Raw genomic sequence first — 16634 nt, forward strand, 5'->3', positions numbered from 1 at the left:
CGCACGCCTTGGGGCAAGGCATTCGCCACTCGGCTGCTCGCTGCGGGCAAGCCAAAGAAGCTCGTTCTCGGAGCTCTGATGCGCAAGCTGGTGGCGATCGCCTACGGAGTGTTGAAATCCGGAATTCCATTCAATCCGGCACTCCACTCCGCTTGACGGAGAACACAGTATCTACGACGATCCCGCTCCTTCGTAGGCTGGCGGTGAGCTCCGCGAACCCCAGCTACGCCGCCTCCGCGAAGCCCGCACCCGCCCGCACCATCCGTTTCAACTCCGGCACGCACGAGCCGCAATTCGTCCCGCAGCGCAGGCTGGCCTGCAGCGACGCCAGCCGTTCTTCCGGCCCACCCGTGCATTGGGCGAGCCGTGCCTCGATCGCGGGCGCGTCGACGCCGAAACAAGTGCACACCTGCTTGCCCTTCTTCTGCACCGCGACTGGCGCCTTGGCGCCGGGCGAGAGCAGCAGGCGCCCGTACGCCTGCGCGGGCAGTTCCTGCAGCAGCAAGGCCTTGAGCCAGCTTTCCGCGCGCGTATCGCCGGCGAGCAGCATGCCCTGGATCAGTTGGTCGGCGCCTGCGCGCTGCACGCGCACGCTGCGCCTCTGTCCCCGGCGGCGGTCGGCGTAGCGCAATGTGTCGGCGCCTGCGAGACCGAGGAGGCGTTCGAGTCGCTGCAGGACTTCGTCGGGCGGCGCTTCGTAGGCGGCGGCGCGGAACAGCACGCCGCTGCGTTCGCGGGTCGCCGCCTGCTGCAGCGGCGCGTCGTTGGAGAAGGGAACGCAAGAGGCGAAGGGGAACAGGCCCATGAAGGCCTTGAGCTCCTCGCGGGACTGCAGGGCCTGGTCGCCTGGTAGCCAGGCGGCGGCGAGCAAGGTCCACGGCAGTTCCGCCTTGAGGATCTTCACGGCAGCGTGTTTCAGCTCCGGCTGCTTCGAGCTGGGGCAGTACGCCGAGGTCGTGAGCGCATTGACGCCGGCGAGAGGCTCGCCGGTGCTCGACACGCCGCTCAGGTACTCGGGTCCCCAGTGCATCGCGATGAAAGCCTGGTTCAGTCCCAGTTCGGTGCTCGCCTGCGCTGGCAGCACGATCGAGCCACGCCTGGACGTGACGTGCACGAGGTCGCCGTCCTGCAACTGGCGGCGCTCCATGTCTTGCGGATGCAGTTGCACCGCGGGCTCCGGCACGTGGCCGAACAGCCGGCCCAGCGTGCCCGTGCGGCTCATGCCGTGCCACTGGTCGCGCAGCCGGCCCGTGGTCAGCGAGAAGGGATAGCGCGATTCGCGCGGCTCGGCGACCGGCACGTACTGCACGGGAGCGAAGCGCGCCTTGCCGTCCGCCGTGGGGAAGCTGCCGTCTTCGTAGAGGCGTGCGCGGCCGGCGGTGGCGCCTTCGGGGAAGGGCCATTGCTGCGGGGCGGCTTCGAGTTGCGCGTAGCTGAGGCCTGTGATGTCGAGGTCGCGGCCGCGCGTGGATTCCCGATGCTCCAGCCAGATCTGTTCGGGTGTGGAGTAGTCGAAGAGGCGTTCGTGTCGCACGAGGCGCACTTGCATGCGGCGCGCGAACCCGACCGCGGTCGACCAGTCGTGCCGTGCACTCCCCGGCGCTGGCACCGCTGCCCGCACTCGGCTGATGCGCCGCTCGCTGTTGGTCACCGTGCCTTCCTTTTCCCCCCAGGTCGTCGCCGGCAGCAGCAGGTCGGCGTACTCGCAGGTGGCGGTGGTCGCAAACGCTTCCTGCACCACGACGAACTCGGCGCGCTGCAGCGCGCGCCGCACCGTCGCCTGGTCCGGCATGGACTGCGCAGGGTTGGTGCACGCTATCCACAAGGCCCGGATCTCGCCGTCGGCGGCGGCCTGGAACATCTCCACCGCCGTCTTGCCGGGCTGCTTCGGCACGGAAGGCACGCCCCACAAGGCGGCAACCTCGGCGCGGTGCTGCGGGTTCGCGAGATCGCGATGCGCCGAGAGCAGGTTGGCCAGTCCGCCCACTTCGCGTCCCCCCATTGCATTGGGCTGGCCCGTCAGCGAGAACGGGCCGGCGCCGGGCTTGCCGATCTGGCCGCAGGCGAGGTGCAGGTTGATCAGCGCCGCGCTCTTCGCGGTGCCGTTGGCGGACTGGTTCAGGCCCTGGCAATAGAGGCTCAGCGTCGCGGGCGAGGTGGCGAACCAGCGCGCCGCGGTGAACAGGTCTTCCTTCGCGATGCCGCAGGTCTGCGCGACGCGCTCCGGCGTGCATTCGCGAACCACGGCTTTCAGTGCATCGAATCCCGTCGTGTGCGCCGCGATGTAGTCGGGCCGCGTCCAGCCTTCCCACAGCATGATGTGCAGCAGGCCGTGGAACAGCATCACGTCGGTGCCGGGCTGCACCGGGAGATACAGGTCCGCGAGTTCGGCCGTGTCGGTGCGGCGGGGGTCGCAGAAGATGATCTTCATCTGCGGCCGCGCAGCCCTGGCTTCCTCGATGCGGCGGAACAGGACCGGATGCGCGAACGCGGTGTTGCTGCCGACGATGAAGATGCAGTCGGCATGGTTCACGTCGTCGTAGCAGTTGGGCGGCGCGTCCGCGCCCAGTGTCATCTTGTAGCCGGCGACGGCGCTGCTCATGCAAAGCCGCGAGTTGGTGTCGACGTTGTTGGTGCCGAGCAGGCCCTTGGCCAGCTTGTTGAAGACGTAGTAGTCCTCCGTGAGCAGCTGGCCCGAGAGGTAGAAGCCCACCGCGTCCGGCCCGTGCTCCTGCACGATGGCATGGAAGCGATCGGCGGCGAGGTCCAGCGCCGTGTCCCAGTCCGTGTGCACCGGCTTGTCGCCGCGCTGCGCCCGCAGCATCGGTTGCAGCAGGCGCGCCCGCCGCGTCACCGCCGCCGAGGCCGTGAGATGCAGCGTGGACCCCTTGGTGCACAGCCGCCCGAAGTTGGCCGGATGCTCCGGGTCGCCGCGCACGCCGGTGATCTGGTCGCCCTCGGACTGGATGATGACGCCACAACCCACCCCGCAATAGGGGCAGGTCGATTTCGTTTCCTTCACCGGCAAGGTCCTGCCTTAGTCGGCTGCGCGTCGATCGCGAGCGTCGCCAGTTCCACCGGGTCCAGCAGCACCTCGCCCGACTCCACGCGGCACGAAAAGCGCTGGGTGCAGCCTTCGTCGGGCGCCTTCGCGCAGCCGTCGTCCAGGCCGATGCTCCAGTTGTGCAAGGGACAGGCCACGCTGGTGCCGAACACGATGCCTTGCGAGAGCGGTCCGCCCTTGTGCGGGCAGCGATCGAGCAGCGCGAACACCTGGTCCTGGTCGTTGCGGAACACCGCCACGTCCATGCCGCGTTCGCGCGCCACGCGACGTGCGCCCAGCACCGGGATGTCTTCCACCCGGCAGATCACTTGCCAGTCCTGGCTCTTCATGCGGGCTGCTCCTCGGTGCTCAGCTTCTCGAACTGGCGGGTGTCCACCGCCGCCTTCTCGTGCTCGAACCACGGGTCGGGTTCGCCATCCAGCGCGAACTGCAGGCGTTCCCACAGCGCCTTGCGGCCTGCGTGGTCCTCGAGGATCTTCTTCTTCACGTAGTCCAGGCCGACGCGGTTGATGTAGTGCACCGTGCGCTCCAGGTACCAGCCTTCCTCGCGATAGAGCTGCAGGAAGGCGCCGCTGTACTCCAGCACCTCATCGGACGTCTTGACCTTGCAGAAGAACTGCCCGGCCTCGGTCTTGATGCCGCCGTTGCCGCCGACGTAGATCTCCCACCCGGAGTCCACGCCGATCACGCCCACGTCCTTGATGCCCGACTCGGCGCAGTTGCGCGGACAGCCCGACACGGCCAGCTTCACCTTGTGCGGCGCGTACATGCGCCACAGCGCCCGTTCGAGGTCCTTGCCCATCTGCGTGGAGTCCTGCGTGCCGAAGCGGCACCACTCGCTGCCCACGCAGGTCTTCACGGTGCGCAGGGCCTTCGCGTAGGCGTGTCCCGATGGCATGCCCAGGTCCTGCCACACGTTGCGCAGGTCTTCCTTCTTGACGCCCAGCAGATCGATGCGCTGGCCACCGGTGACCTTCACGGTGGGAATCCGGTACTTGTCGACCACGTCGGCGATGCGGCGCAATTCGGAGGCCGTGGTCTCGCCGCCCCACATGCGCGGGATCACGGAATAGGTGCCGTCCTTCTGGATGTTCGCGTGGCTGCGCTCGTTGATGTAGCGCGATTGCGGATCGTCCTTCGCCTCCTTGGGCCAGGTCGAGATCAGGTAGTAGTTCAGCGCCGGGCGGCAGGTGGAGCAGCCGTTGGGCGTGCGCCATTCCATGAACTTCATGGTGTCGGCGATCGTGACCAGCTTGTTGGCGCGGATCGCGTCGCGCACCTCCTGGTGGCTGTGGTCCGTGCAGCCGCACAGCGCCTTCTTCTTCGGCGCGGCGGAGAAGTCGCCGCCGGCCGTGAACATGATGATCTGTTCCACCAGGCCCGTGCAGGACCCGCAGGAGGCGCTGGCCTTGGTGTGCTTGCGCACCTCGTCCAGCGTGAACAGGCCTTTCTCCTTGATGGCCTTGCAGATCGTGCCCTTGTCGACGCCGTTGCAGCCGCAGACCTCGTCCGCGTCCGCCAGCGCGGCGGCCTTGTCCTGGCCCTGGTGGCCGGCGTCGCCCAGGTTGGACTCGCCGAACATCAGCTTGTCGCGGATGTCGCCCACCTTGCGGCCTTCGCGCAGCAGCTTGAAGTAGTAGCTGCCGTCCACCGTGTCGCCGTAGAGGCAGGCGCCGACCAGCTTGTCGTCCTTGATCACCAGCTTCTTGTAGACGCCGCCGAAGGGATCGCTCATCACGATCTCCTCGGCCCCGTCGCCGCCCATGAACTCGCCCGCGGAGAAGAGGTCGATGCCGGTCACCTTCAGCTTGGTGGAGGTGAGCGAGCCGGTGTAGCGGCCGATGCCGAACTGCGCGAGATGATTCGCCGCCACCTTGGCCTGCTCGAACAGCGGCGCGACCAGCCCGTAGGCGATGCCGCGGTGCGCTGCGCACTCGCCCACCGCGTAGATGCGCGCGTCGGTCACGGTCTGCATCGTGTCGTTGACCACGATGCCTCGGTTGCAGTGGATGCGCGCCTTCTCGGCGAGTTCGGTGTTGGGACGGATGCCGACGGCCATCACGACCAGGTCGGTGTCCAGAGCGGTGCCGTCCTTGAAGCGGATGGACTGCACGCGGCCGTCTTCGCCGCCCACCAGCTCCTGGGTATGGGCGCCGATCAGGAACTTCAGGCCGCGCTCCTCCAGCGACTTCTGCAGCAGCTTGCCGGCGACGTCGTCGAGCTGGCGCTCCATCAACCAGGGCATGACATGCACCACGGTGACGTCCATGCCGCGCTTCATCAGGCCGTTGGCCGCTTCCAGTCCGAGCAGGCCGCCGCCGATCACGACGGCCTTCCTGAACTTCTGCGCCGCCTCGATCATCGCGTTGGTGTCGGCGATGTCGCGGTAGGCGATCACGCCGTGCAGGTCCTTGCCCGGCACCGGCAGCAGGAAGGGGTTGGATCCGGTCGCGAGCAGCAGCCGGTCGTAGGGCTCCTCGGTGCCGTCCTCGGCGCGCACGACCCGCTTGACGCGGTCGATCTGGACCACCTTCCTGCCGGCGTGCAGGCGGATGCCGTTCTGCTCGTACCAGTCCCAGGAGTTGAGGACGATCTCGTCCAGCGTCTGCTCGCCGGCCAGCACGGGCGACAGCAGGATGCGGTTGTAGTTGGGATGGGGCTCGGCGCCGAACACGGCGACGTCATACAGGCCCGGCGCGATCTTGAGCAGCTCCTCGATCGTGCGCACGCCGGCCATGCCGTTGCCGACCATGACCAGTTTCATCTTCTCCATGGGAACTCCGCGTGTCTGTGCCGGCCAGCCCGGAGGCCGCAACGGCGTTGGGGGACAAACAGCACACGGCGTTGTGCGCGCGGCCGGCACCCGGTGCACGGCCCGGGTGCGGCGTTGCACCCGATGGCGATTCACTTGCAGGGAACGTGCCAGCCGCAATCCGGGCCGAGGTGCGCTTCAAGCGCGTGCGTGCAGCAGCGCCAGCTCGACGAGCGCGAGCAGCGCCAGGCCCAGCGAGATCGCCTGCCAGAAGCGCACCGGATGCCGCTCGGCCAGCGCCGGCCGCCGGCGCGCGACCCAGTCCGCGGGAGGATGGCGCAGGTCGTGCACGAATTCGGACAGCGCGGCCTGCCTCTTGTGCGGCAGCGGATGGACCGCTTTCGCGAGCGCAGCGTCCAGCCAGGCCGGGATCGCGCGCGCGTCATCCAGCACGCTCGTGTACGCCAGGCGCGCCTGCTCCGTCCGTGTGCGCAGCCTGGCGGCGCGTGCACCATAAGGAAGCCGGCCGCTGAGCATCTGGTAGGCGATGACGCCCAGCGAGAACAGGTCCGAGCGCGCGGTCGCAGGCTCGCCGAGGAAGCATTCCGGCGCGGTGTACTGCAAGGTGCCCAGCACCTGCTCAGGCTGCGAGCCGCCGTCGTCGCTCAGCCCGGCCACCCGCACGCTGCCGAAGTCGATGATCTTCACGGTGCCGCTGCGGTCGATGAGGATGTTCTCCGGCCGCAGGTCGCGGTGCACCATCTCCATGCGGTGGAAGGCCTGCAGGCCGCGCGCGACCTGCTCCACGATATCGCGCACCCGTTCGATATCGACCACGGGGTGGTCGCGCAAGCACTGCGCGAGCGTGCGGCCATCGACGTATTCCATCGCCAGGTAGAGGTGGCTGCGGGGACGCGTGCGCTCGTGGGCACGCAGGACGTGAGGGCTGCGCAGGCGGCGGGCGATCCACTCCTCCAGCATCAGCCGGTCCAGGTAGGCGGCGTCGCCGCCGAGGTTCACCGAGGGCACCTTCAGCGCCACCCGCGCACCGGTCTCCAGGTCGGTGGCGAGATAGACATGGCTGCGGCTGCTGCCGTGCAGCTCGCGCTCGATGCGGTAGCCGTCGAACACCTCGCGCGGCGCAAGCAGCGGGGCGGGAGCGAGGCCCTCGCGCAGCTGCAAGGCTTCGGGCGCGTCCGGCGGCGGGAGCGCGTCCACGCGAACGACCTGCGCCGTGAGGTTGTCCTCGCTGCCCGCGGCCAGCGCTCGGGCGACGAGCGCGCGCGCGGCCGCGTCGGGATCGTCGCCGTGGCGTTGCAGGATGTCGGCCATCGCAGTGGCCGGCAGGTGTTCGTGCACGCCGTCGCAGGCCAGCAGGAACACGTCGCCTGCTGCAAGCGGCAGCGTGCGGTAGTCCAGCTCCAGTGCGGGCCGGAAGCCGATCGCGCGGCTCAACTGGCTCTGGCCGCCGCCGATCCAGACGCGATGGTCCTCCGTGAGTTGCTCCAGCGTGCCGCCTTGCATCCGGACCACGCGCACATCGCCGGCGTGGAACAGGTGCGCCGTGCGGCCCTTGAGCACCAGCGCGGCGAGCGCGCAGACGTAGCCGCGGTCCTGGTCGTGCCGCATCGCGCTGCGCTGCGTCTGCGCGTGCAGCCACGCGTTGATGGCGCCGAGCACGGCCTGCATGGACCTCTTCACGCTCCAGGCGTCCGACGTGCAGTAGTAGTCCTCGACGGCCGCACGCACTGCCGCCTCGCTCGCGACGCGGCTGACCCGGCTGCTGCCGATGCCGTCGGCCAGGGCGAGCACCACGCCCTTGGCCGCCAGCGGCGCCGCCTGCGGGATGCAGGCGGCATGGAAGTCCTGGTTGATCGCCTTGCGGCCGGCTTCCGTGTGCTGGCCGATGCGGACGCGCAAACCCGCCGCGGCGGCGAGCGCGGCGACGGGGTCGCGCTGCACGGGAAGCGCCCGCTTCAGCCGAAGCGCGGGGACACGGCCGGCGTCGCTTCGCTCACCGACGCGGTCCGTTTCGGTGCGGTGCGCACGTGCGTCGAGTAGAGCGCCAGGCCCACGAAGGTGAGGCCGCCCACCAGGTTGCCGATCACCGTGGGGATCTCGTTCCAGATGAAGTAGTCGGCGATGGAGAACTTGCCACCGAGCATCAGGCCCGAGGGGAACAGGAACATGTTCACCACCGAGTGCTCGAAGCCCATGTAGAAGAACACCATGATGGGCATCCACATGGCCACCACCTTGCCGCTCAGGTTGGTGGACATCATCGCGCCGACGACGCCGGTGGAGACCATCCAGTTGCACAGCACGCCGCGGATGAAGAGGGTCAGCATGCCGGCGGCGCCGTGCGCGGCGTAGCCGAGCGTGCGGGCCTCGCCGATGCTGCCGATTTTCTGGCCGACCGCATTCGGCTCCGTGGTGAAGGCGAAGGTGAAGATGATGCCCATGAACAGGGCCACGGTGAGCGCGCCGGCGAAGTTGCCGATGAACACCAGCGCCCAGTTGCGCGCCACGCCGCCCGCGGTGACGCCGGGTCGCTTGTCGATCAGGGCCAGCGGCGCCAGCGTGAACACGCCGGTCAGCAGGTCGAAGCCCATGAGGTACAGCATGCAGAAGCCCACCGGGAACAGGATGGCGCCGGCCAGCGCATTGCCGGTCTGCACGGTGACGGTCACGGCGAACGCGGCAGACAAGGCGAGGATGGCGCCTGCCATGTAGGCGCGGATCACCGTGTCGCGCGTGGACATGAAGATCTTGGATTCACCGGCGTCGACCATCTTGGTCACGAACTCACTGGGGACGAGGTAGGCCATGGGGGCTCCTTGGTAATGAATGGGGGACGCGAAGGCTCAGTGCTGGCGACCGCACTCCGCCAGGAAGCCGATCAGCTCCTCGCGCAGTGCGTAGTAACGGGGATGGGTGATCAGCGCCTCGCGGCTCCGCGGGCGCTCCAGCGGCACGTCCATGACCTTGCCGATGCGGGCGCGCGGCCCGTTGGTCATCATCACGACGCGATCGGCCAGCAGGATGGCCTCGTCGACGTCGTGCGTGACCATGATGGCGGTGACGCGGCTGCGCGCCCAGACCTCCATCAGCACTTCCTGCAACTCCCAGCGGGTGAGCGCATCCAGCATGCCGAAGGGCTCGTCCAGCAGCAGCAGCCTCGGTTGCAATGCGAAGGCGCGTGCGATGCCCACGCGCTGCTTCATGCCGTTGGACAGCTCGCCGGCCTTCTTGTGCATGGCGTCCGCCAGGCCGACGCGCTGCAGGTGGTAGGCCACGGCGTCGCGCCGCTCGGCCGCGCTGGCATGCGGGAACACCTTCGCGACGCCGAGCATCACGTTGTCGAAGGCGGTGAGCCAAGGCACGAGGCTGGGCGACTGGAACACCAGGCCGCGGTCGGGCCCGGCGTCCTTCACTTCGCGGCCGCCCAGCACGATCACGCCGTCGGTCACGTCGGCCAGGCCCGCGATCATCGACAGCACCGTGCTCTTGCCGCAGCCCGAATGGCCGATCAGGGACACGAACTCGCCGCGCCGCATGCGCAGGTCGAATCCGTCGACGACGGTCTGCGGGCCCTTGGGCGTGGGATAGACCTTGACCACCTGCGAGAAGTCGACGAAACGGTCTTCGTCGGCGCGCAGCGCGGCTGCGCGCGCTGGCCCCGGCAGGGGCGACGCCTCGGCAGCGGCGGTCTCGCTCTCGATGCGCTCGGCCAGTTGCGCATGGCGCAGGTTCAGCAGCGTCGCGAGCGTGGGCCGATGCGTCGGCGGGCCGGAGCGCGGCACCAGCGTCGGCAGCGAGATCACGGCCGCCCCGGTGCGCGCCTGGCGCGCGTGGGCCATGTCCAGCAGCGTCTGCGTGATCTCCGCGCGCAGCGCGCGAAAGCGCCGGTCGTGGTTCATCGCAGCGCGGTCGCGCGGCCGGGGCAGGTCCACCTCGAAGCTGTGCCCCAAGGTCGATCCGGCGCCGGGCGTGCCGGGCAGGCACAGCGGAATCACCCGGTCGGCCATCATCAAGGCCTCGTCCACGTCGTTGGTGATCAGCAGCACGGTCTTGCGCGCGCTGCCTGGCTGGTCCCACAGGCCGACGATCTCGTCCTGCAACTGCGCGCGGGTGAGCGCGTCGAGCGCCGAGAGCGGTTCGTCGAGCAGCAGCACCTCGGGATCGGTGGCGAGCGCCCGCGCCACGCTCACGCGCTGGCGCATGCCGCCCGAGAGTTGCGCCGGCCTCTTGTCGATGGCGGCGCTGAGGCCCACCATCGCGACGTAGCGCCTGACCTGCTCGGCGCGCGTCGCCGCGTCGTCGCCCGCGCGCACGCGATCGACCGCCAGCGCGACGTTCTCGCCGACGGTGAGCCACGGCATCAGCGAGTAGCTCTGGAAGACGATGCCGCGGTCCGGGCCGGGGCCGGTGATCGGCCGCCCCTGCAGCAGCGCCTCGCCGCGGTCCGGCGTGGCCAGGCCCGCGAGCAGGTTCACCAGCGTGGTCTTGCCCGTGCCGGAGAAGCCGACGACGGCGACGAACTCGCCGGGCGCGATGCGCAGGTCCACGTTAGTGAGCACCTCGGTGCGCCGCTTGCCTGCGCCGAAGCCCTTGCCCACGCTGCGCAATTCCAGTGCGGCGGGCGCAGGGACGGCGGCAAGCCGGGGCGGGGTGTCCGTTGTTTTGACGGAGGAGGCCAGCACTGCATGCATGTCGGCATCCACCTTCACTTGTGGCTCACGAGCTGCTGCAGCAGCTGCATCAGGCGGTCCAGCGCGAAGCCGATCCCGCCGATCGTGAAGACCGCGACCAGGATGCGGCCCAGCGAGGCGGAGCTGCCGTTCTGGAACTCGTCCCAGACGAACTTGCCGAGGCCGGGGTTCTGCGCCAGCATTTCCGCGGCGATCAGCACCATCCAGCCCACGCCCAGCGACAGGCGCATGCCGGTGAAGATGTAGGGCAGGGCGGAGGGCAGCATGATCCTGCGCACCCGCGTGGCCAGGGGCAGCTGCAGCACGCGGCCGACGTTCACCAGGTCCCGGTCCACCGAGTTCACGCCGATGGCGGTGTTGATCAGCGTCGGCCACAGCGAGCACAGCGTCACCGTCACCGCGGAGATGAGGAAGGACTTCTGCACGAAGGGCTCGCCGCCGTTGGTGGCGTACAGCGCGCTGACCACCAGCGTCACGATGGGCAGCCAGGCGAGCGGCGACACGGGGCGGAACAGCTGCACGATGGGATTGATCGCGGCCTGCACGACGCGCGAGGAGCCGGCCAGGATGCCCAGCGGCACCGCGATGAGCGTCGCCAGCAGGAACCCGGCGAACACGGTCAGCAGGCTGGTGGCTATCTGCGTGAGGTAGGTGGGGCGCGCGGGATAGGCGTGGCGCTCGGGCACCCAGCCCGGTTCTTCCTTCAGGCGCTCCTGGATGCGCTCTTCCTGGCGGGCGTAGAACTCGGAGCGGCGCTTCGCTTCGGCGGCGTGTTCCGCCCAAAGCGACTGCGCCTCGTGCACGACCTGCGTGGGACCGGGCACGACGCCCAGGCTGGTGTGGATGCGGGCGGCGACGATCGACCACAGCCCCAGGAACAGCGCGATCGCCAGCAGCGGCACGCCCAGCGAGAAGACGAGGCGGCGCAGCGCGTCGCGCGGGTCGGCCAGTTTCAGCAGCATCTGCATGGGGGTGCTCCGTTCAGGCCTTGTCCGCGGCCTTCAGGCCGATGCGGAACTTGTTGAGGTAATCGTTGGGTTTGCGCGCGTCGTACACGACGCCGTCGATGAATCCGCCCTGCTTGTCCTTGAAGCCGTCGGTCTTGGGGAAGTCCGTCGCCTTGGCCTTGCCTTCGGCCACGAGGGCGGCGGCGGCGGCGCGGTACACGTCCGGCAGGTACACCTTCTTCGCCGTCTCGAAGTACCAGCTGTCCGGCTTGTTGTCGGCGACCTGGCCCCAGCGGCGCATCTGCGTGAGGTACCAGATGGCGTCGCTGTAGAAGGGGAAGGTGGCGAAGTTGCGGAAGAAGACGTTGAAGTCCGGCGCCGGGCGCTTGTCGCCCTTCTCGAACTCGAAGGTGCCGGTCATGCTGTTGGCTATCACCGCGGCGTCGGCGCCCACATAGGCCGGCCTGGCGAGCAGCTTCACGGCCTCGACGCGGTTGGCCATCGACTGGTCCAGCCACATGCAGGCGCGGATCATCGCCTTCACGATGGCGACGTGCGTGTTGGGGTACTTGTCCGCGAAGCCGCGCGTGACGCCGAACACCTTCTCGGGGTTGTAGGCCCAGATCTCGTGGTCCATCACCACCGGCACGCCGATGTTCTTGAACACCGCCTGCTGGTTCCACGGCTCGCCCACGCAGTAGCCGTTGATGGTGCCCGCTTCCATGGTGGCCGGCATCTGCGGCGGCGGCGTGACCGACAGGAGCACGTCGGCCTTGGTCGTGCCGGTCACGTCCGCCGGCGTGTAGTAACCCGGGTTCAGTCCGCCGGCCGCCAGCCAGTAGCGCAGCTCGTAGTTGTGCGTGGAGACCGGGAAGACCATGCCCATCCTGAACGAGCGGCCCTGGGCCTTCCACTTGTCGACGACCTTCTTCAGCGCGTCGGCCTTGATCGGGTGCACCACCTGCCCGTCCTTCGTCGGCAGCAGGGGTTTCATTTCCTTCCACACCTCGTTGGACACGGTGACGGCATTGCCGTTGAGGTCCATCGACATCGCGGTGACGATGTCGGCCTGCGTGCCGATGCCGATGGTGGCGCCCAGCGGCTGGCCCGCCAGCATGTGCGCGCCATCGAGCTGGCCGTCGATCACGCGATCGAGCAGAACCTTCCAGTTCGCCTGGGCTTCCAGCGTGACGATGAGGCCCTCGTCCTCGAAGAAGTGCTTCTCCAGCGCGACCGCCAGCGGAGCGCAGTCGGTCAGCTTGATGAAGCCGAACTTCAGCACCTCCTTTTCCGGCCGCGCCTTCTTCTGCGCGAGCGCCGTGGCGGGCAGGCCGAACGCGGCGCTGCCCAGGGCGGCGGCAGCGGTCAGGACGGTCCGGCGCTTCACCGGGATGGAAGAGGCATGCATCGTCATGGGCTCCGAAGGCAGGTCGAAAACAAGAAGGCGCCCATCGCTCCGCGCGCCCGCGCGGGTGATGGACGCCGTTGTCCAGGTGGAAACTCGGGGCGGGCGCCGCCGTTGGCGCCCGATACCCTCTTGCTAGCAGGCACCGTGCCAGCCCGTTCCGAAAGCGCGCTGCACCGGCCACAGTGCTGGAGGGAAAGGGCGAGCGCCGGTAGCGCAGGCGCGGCTGCAGCGGCACGACGAGACCGGGCTTGGTGCCGCCGCGCACCCTTGTCGTGCGCCGGAGCTCCCCTTTTCAGCGCGTGCCGGGCAGCATGTCCGCGAACGACAGCACTGCGCCCGCCACTTCCACGATGCGCCGGTTCTGGTTCATGGCCATCTGGCGCAGCGCCTTGTACGCGTCGTCCTCGCTCAGGTTGCGGTGGGCCATCAGCAGGCCCTTGGCGCGCTCGATCACCTTGCGCTCGTTGAGGCTGGTGCGCACCTGCTCCAGTTCGTCGCTCATCGCCTGCAGCCGCAGTGACTGCTGCTGCACCAGTTCGAGCACCGAGCGTTCGAGGTGCGGGCCCCAGCGGCCGCTTGCCGGTTCGCTGTCCTGCGCCTGGGCCGCGAGCGCGTCGAGCAGCGCGCGCTGGTCCCGCAGCTCCGCGCGGGCCTGGGCAATGCGTTCCCCGCACACGCTGCGCAAATGCGCGGTGAGCCGGTCCTCCACGCTGCGCATCGCGTCGATGCGCAGCGTGCACTGCTCGTACCACGCGTCGCTCAACTCGGGGTCGAGGCGGCCGTCGCGCGCCGTGCAACCGATGCGGCGCAGCTTTTCCACCTGCGCCAGCACGGCCGGCTCCTGGCTGGCGCGATCGGTTTCCAGCACGCCGGTGCTGGCGAACTCCGCGAACAAGGCCATGCAGGCCTGCTGCGACTCGATCAGGTGTTCCCACTCCTGCCGGGCCGCCTCGTCGATCCGGCCGGCGGCGAAGGCGCGGGCTCCGAAGGCGCGCTCCTGGCCGGCGAACTCCTTGCCCTGCATGAAGTTGAACAGGGCGACCAGCGCACGCGAAACCTGCGGGTCGGTCGCGGTGTCCGCGGCCTCGAAGACGACGGCCAGCAGCCCGGCGACCAGGCGGGTGAACGCGGCGCTCGCCTCGCTCGCCGGCAAGGCCAACGCGGCGACGCGCTCGCGCAGCGAGGGCAGGCCGGCCAGCCCGTGCAGCACGACGGCCACCCGGCCGAACAGGCGGGAGCCGTTGCGCACCTCGCTGCTGCCGGTGTCCAGGCAATCGAGCTGGGCGCGCACCTCCTGCTCCGCGCCCTCGCAGGCGGCGACCTGCTGCAAGCGCTGCTGGGCGAAGCGGCGACCTTGCGAACCCAGGAACACGCCACTGATGCCGCGCTCGCGCTGCAAGGCGTGGATGAAACGGCCGATGGCGCCGACCAACTCACTGGTGCGCGCGAGCTCCTCGAGCTCGGCGATCTCGCATTGGCGGGCGGCGAGGAGGAAATGGGATCCGGACTTCATTGCGGTGAGTGCAGCAACAAGCGTGCCGGAGGGCGGGTCCGTGGCTGAGCGGGGCAATGGAACGCAGAGTGCGCAGAGGTTACGCAGAGGACGCAGAGAAAACCAATAAAAGGATGTTCCTCTGCGTTCTCTCTGTCCTCTGCGCAACCGCGGGCGTGCCGAGGCGAAGGTTCGTGGCTGAGCGGAGCAATGGAACGCAGAGTGCGCAAAGGTTACGCAGAGGACGCAGAGAAAACCAATAAAGGATGTTCCTCTGCGTTCTCTCTGTCCTCTGCGCAACCGCGAGCGTGCCGAGGCGAAGGTCCGTGGCTGAGCGGGGCAATGGAACGCAGAGTGCGCAGAGGTTTCGCAGAGGACGCAGAGAAAACCAATAAAAGGATGTTCCTCTGCGTCCTCTGCGTAACCATTGCGTCCTCTGCGTTCTCCTGCCCGATCGGCCGCATGCCTCAAACTGCCGCCCGGAGCCGGGGAATGGACCGACCGCTACACTCGACGCATGATCGTTCTGGGCATCGAGTCGTCCTGCGACGAGACCGGCGTGGCGCTGGTCGAAGCGGCGGGGACGCAGGTCCCGCGGCTGCGCGCGCACGCGCTGCACAGCCAGGTGGAGATGCACCAGGCCTATGGCGGCGTGGTGCCGGAACTCGCCAGCCGCGACCACATCCGGCGCGTGCTGCCTCTGGCGCAGCAGGTGCTGGACGAGGCCGGGTGCCATCTCGCCGACGTGGATGTCGTCGCCTACACGCGTGGCCCGGGCCTCGCGGGCGCACTGCTGGTCGGGGCGGGTGTCGCCTGCGCACTGGGCGCGGCGCTCGGCCGGCCCGTGCTGGGCGTGCATCACCTGGAAGGGCATTTGCTGTCGCCGTTCCTCAGCGCGGACCCGCCGGCCTTTCCCTTCATTGCCCTGCTGGTCTCTGGCGGCCACACGCAGCTGATGCAGGTCGAGGGGGTCGGCCGCTACACGCTGCTGGGCGAGACCATCGACGACGCGGCGGGCGAGGCCTTCGACAAGTCCGCCAAGCTGCTCGGGCTGGCTTATCCGGGCGGTCCGGCCCTGTCCAGGCTGGCGGAGCAGGGCGACCCAGCGGCCTTCAAGCTGCCGCGCCCACTGCTGCACAGCGGCGACCTCGACTTCTCCTTCGCGGGCCTGAAGACGGCCGTGCTCACGCAGGTGCACAAGCTGGGGGACGCGCTGGAGCAGCGCAAGGCCGACCTCGCGGCTTCGACCGAAGCGGCGATTGTCGAGGTCCTGGTGAAGAAATCGCTGGCTGCGCTCGAGCGCAGCGGGCTGCGGCGCATCGTCGTCGCTGGCGGGGTGGGGGCGAACCGCCGCCTGCGCTCGCAGCTCGACGCCGCCTGCGCCCGGCGCGGCGTGCGCGTGCACTATCCCGAACTGGCCCTCTGCACCGACAACGGGGCCATGATCGCCCTCGCGGCCGCGATGCGGCTGCAGGGCGGCGTGCAGCAGGCGCGCGCCGACTACGCCTTCGACGTCAGGCCGCGCTGGCCGCTCGGCGAACTGACTGAGGGCTGAGCCCGAAAGGGTTTCCCCGAAAGCAGGGAGGCCGGAGAGCGTGCCTAAATGAAGGCATGAGCGTCCCTGGCAATTCCGGTCACGCGTTCGACGACCCGGCGGGCACCTGGAACCGCCGCTTCTCCGAACCCGGTTATCTCTTCGGCACCGAGCCGAACACCTGGCTGCACGACCACGCCAACGTGTGGCAGGCGGGCCAGCGCGTGCTGTGCGTCGCCGACGGCGAGGGACGCAACAGCGTCTGGCTCGCCCAGCAAGGCCTCACGGTCGACGCCTTCGACATCTCCGAGGTGGCCGTGCGCAAGGCACGCGACTTTGCGCGGGTCACCGGCGTCAAGGTGAACTTCGCCGTCGCCGACATCGCCCACCTGCAGTGGCCCAAGGGGCTCTACGACGGCGTGGTGGCGATCTTCATCCAGTTCGCCGACCCGATGCTGCGCGCGCGCATCTTCGAGGGCATGGTGCGCTGCCTCAAGCCGGGCGGCATCCTCGTGCTGCAGGGGTACACGCCGCGGCAGCTGGAGTTCCGCACGGGCGGCCCGCCGATCGCCTCGCACATGTACACGCCGGAGCTCCTGCACGAGGCCTTCCTCGGCATGGAGATCCTGGACATCCGCGAATACGAGGCCGAGCTCGCCGAAGGCACTGGCCACCGCGGGCATTCGGCGCTGCTGGGCCTGGTCGCGCGCAAGCCGACCTGAAGC

11 protein-coding genes and 1 pseudogene are annotated in these 16634 nt (G+C 69.0%); 3 read left to right on the plus strand and 9 right to left on the minus strand.

Annotation, left to right across the window (positions count from 1 at the left end):
• Positions 1-156, plus strand: a pseudogene (locus tag JJB11_RS26270) (IS110 family transposase); the annotation flags it as partial.
• Between the two features lie 67 nt (positions 157-223).
• Here JJB11_RS26270 and JJB11_RS24725 read toward each other — a convergent pair.
• From JJB11_RS24725 to JJB11_RS24765, 9 genes are all read right to left on the minus strand, one after another.
• Positions 224-3022 (minus strand): molybdopterin-dependent oxidoreductase, encoded by a 2799-nt coding sequence (locus tag JJB11_RS24725; protein WP_201177821.1) that lies wholly within the window; start codon positions 3020-3022, stop codon positions 224-226.
• Positions 3019-3393 (minus strand): nitrite reductase small subunit NirD, encoded by a 375-nt coding sequence (nirD, locus tag JJB11_RS24730; RefSeq protein ID WP_201177822.1) that lies wholly within the window; start codon positions 3391-3393, stop codon positions 3019-3021. The genes JJB11_RS24725 and nirD overlap by 4 nt, the downstream gene beginning before the upstream one ends.
• Entirely contained in the window at positions 3390-5837 is a 2448-nt protein-coding gene (gene nirB / locus JJB11_RS24735; RefSeq protein WP_201177823.1) for a nitrite reductase large subunit NirB, read from the minus strand. The genes nirD and nirB overlap by 4 nt, the downstream gene beginning before the upstream one ends.
• Positions 5838-6014: 177 nt before the next feature.
• Positions 6015-7778, minus strand: a complete 1764-nt coding sequence (locus JJB11_RS24740) for a protein kinase domain-containing protein (RefSeq protein ID WP_201177824.1) — start codon at positions 7776-7778, stop codon at positions 6015-6017.
• 14 nt (positions 7779-7792) lie between these two features.
• Positions 7793-8644: a formate/nitrite transporter family protein gene (locus JJB11_RS24745; RefSeq protein ID WP_201177826.1), complete on the minus strand. Its 852-nt coding sequence runs from the start codon at positions 8642-8644 to the stop codon at positions 7793-7795.
• Positions 8645-8680: 36 nt separating this feature from the next.
• A complete protein-coding gene (locus tag JJB11_RS26480; RefSeq protein ID WP_201177828.1) occupies positions 8681-10528 on the minus strand; it encodes an ABC transporter ATP-binding protein in 1848 nt (615 codons plus the stop codon).
• Positions 10529-10542: 14 nt separating this feature from the next.
• Complete coding sequence (locus JJB11_RS24755) at positions 10543-11496, minus strand: ABC transporter permease (protein ID WP_201177830.1); 954 nt, start codon at positions 11494-11496, stop codon at positions 10543-10545.
• Positions 11497-11509: 13 nt separating this feature from the next.
• Positions 11510-12883 carry a CmpA/NrtA family ABC transporter substrate-binding protein gene (locus JJB11_RS24760; protein WP_201177832.1) on the minus strand — a complete coding sequence of 458 codons (1374 nt, stop codon included), beginning with the start codon at positions 12881-12883 and terminating at the stop codon, positions 11510-11512.
• Positions 12884-13175: 292 nt separating this feature from the next.
• Positions 13176-14396, minus strand: a complete 1221-nt coding sequence (locus tag JJB11_RS24765; RefSeq protein WP_201177834.1) for a nitrate regulatory protein — start codon at positions 14394-14396, stop codon at positions 13176-13178.
• A gap of 496 nt (positions 14397-14892) precedes the next feature.
• Between JJB11_RS24765 and tsaD the strand changes: the two genes are divergently transcribed.
• Positions 14893-15930, plus strand: coding sequence for a tRNA (adenosine(37)-N6)-threonylcarbamoyltransferase complex transferase subunit TsaD (gene tsaD, locus JJB11_RS24770; protein WP_201177836.1), 1038 nt, complete (start codon positions 14893-14895; stop codon positions 15928-15930).
• A 56-nt stretch (positions 15931-15986) separates the two neighbouring features.
• Entirely contained in the window at positions 15987-16631 is a 645-nt protein-coding gene (locus tag JJB11_RS24775) for a class I SAM-dependent methyltransferase (protein ID WP_201177838.1), read from the plus strand.
• Positions 16632-16634 lie beyond the last annotated feature (3 nt).

Origin of the sequence: Ramlibacter ginsenosidimutans, assembly GCF_016654015.1 — a bacterium.
In the GTDB taxonomy this organism is placed as follows: domain Bacteria; phylum Pseudomonadota; class Gammaproteobacteria; order Burkholderiales; family Burkholderiaceae_C; genus Ramlibacter; species Ramlibacter ginsenosidimutans.

What these genes read in the sequence shown, in the direction of transcription:
- nirD (WP_201177822.1), bottom strand. Translation starts at nt 3,393, where the DNA reads ATGAAGAGCCAGGACTGGCAAGTGATCTGCCGGGTGGAAGACATCCCG.
- nirB (WP_201177823.1), bottom strand. Translation starts at nt 5,837, where the DNA reads ATGGAGAAGATGAAACTGGTCATGGTCGGCAACGGCATGGCCGGCGTG.
- JJB11_RS24745 (WP_201177826.1), bottom strand. Translation starts at nt 8,644, where the DNA reads ATGGCCTACCTCGTCCCCAGTGAGTTCGTGACCAAGATGGTCGACGCC.
- JJB11_RS26480 (WP_201177828.1), bottom strand. Translation starts at nt 10,528, where the DNA reads ATGCATGCAGTGCTGGCCTCCTCCGTCAAAACAACGGACACCCCGCCC.
- JJB11_RS24755 (WP_201177830.1), bottom strand. Translation starts at nt 11,496, where the DNA reads ATGCAGATGCTGCTGAAACTGGCCGACCCGCGCGACGCGCTGCGCCGC.
- JJB11_RS24760 (WP_201177832.1), bottom strand. Translation starts at nt 12,883, where the DNA reads ATGCATGCCTCTTCCATCCCGGTGAAGCGCCGGACCGTCCTGACCGCT.
- JJB11_RS24765 (WP_201177834.1), bottom strand. Translation starts at nt 14,396, where the DNA reads ATGAAGTCCGGATCCCATTTCCTCCTCGCCGCCCGCCAATGCGAGATC.
- tsaD (WP_201177836.1), top strand. Translation starts at nt 14,893, where the DNA reads ATGATCGTTCTGGGCATCGAGTCGTCCTGCGACGAGACCGGCGTGGCG.
- JJB11_RS24775 (WP_201177838.1), top strand. Translation starts at nt 15,987, where the DNA reads ATGAGCGTCCCTGGCAATTCCGGTCACGCGTTCGACGACCCGGCGGGC.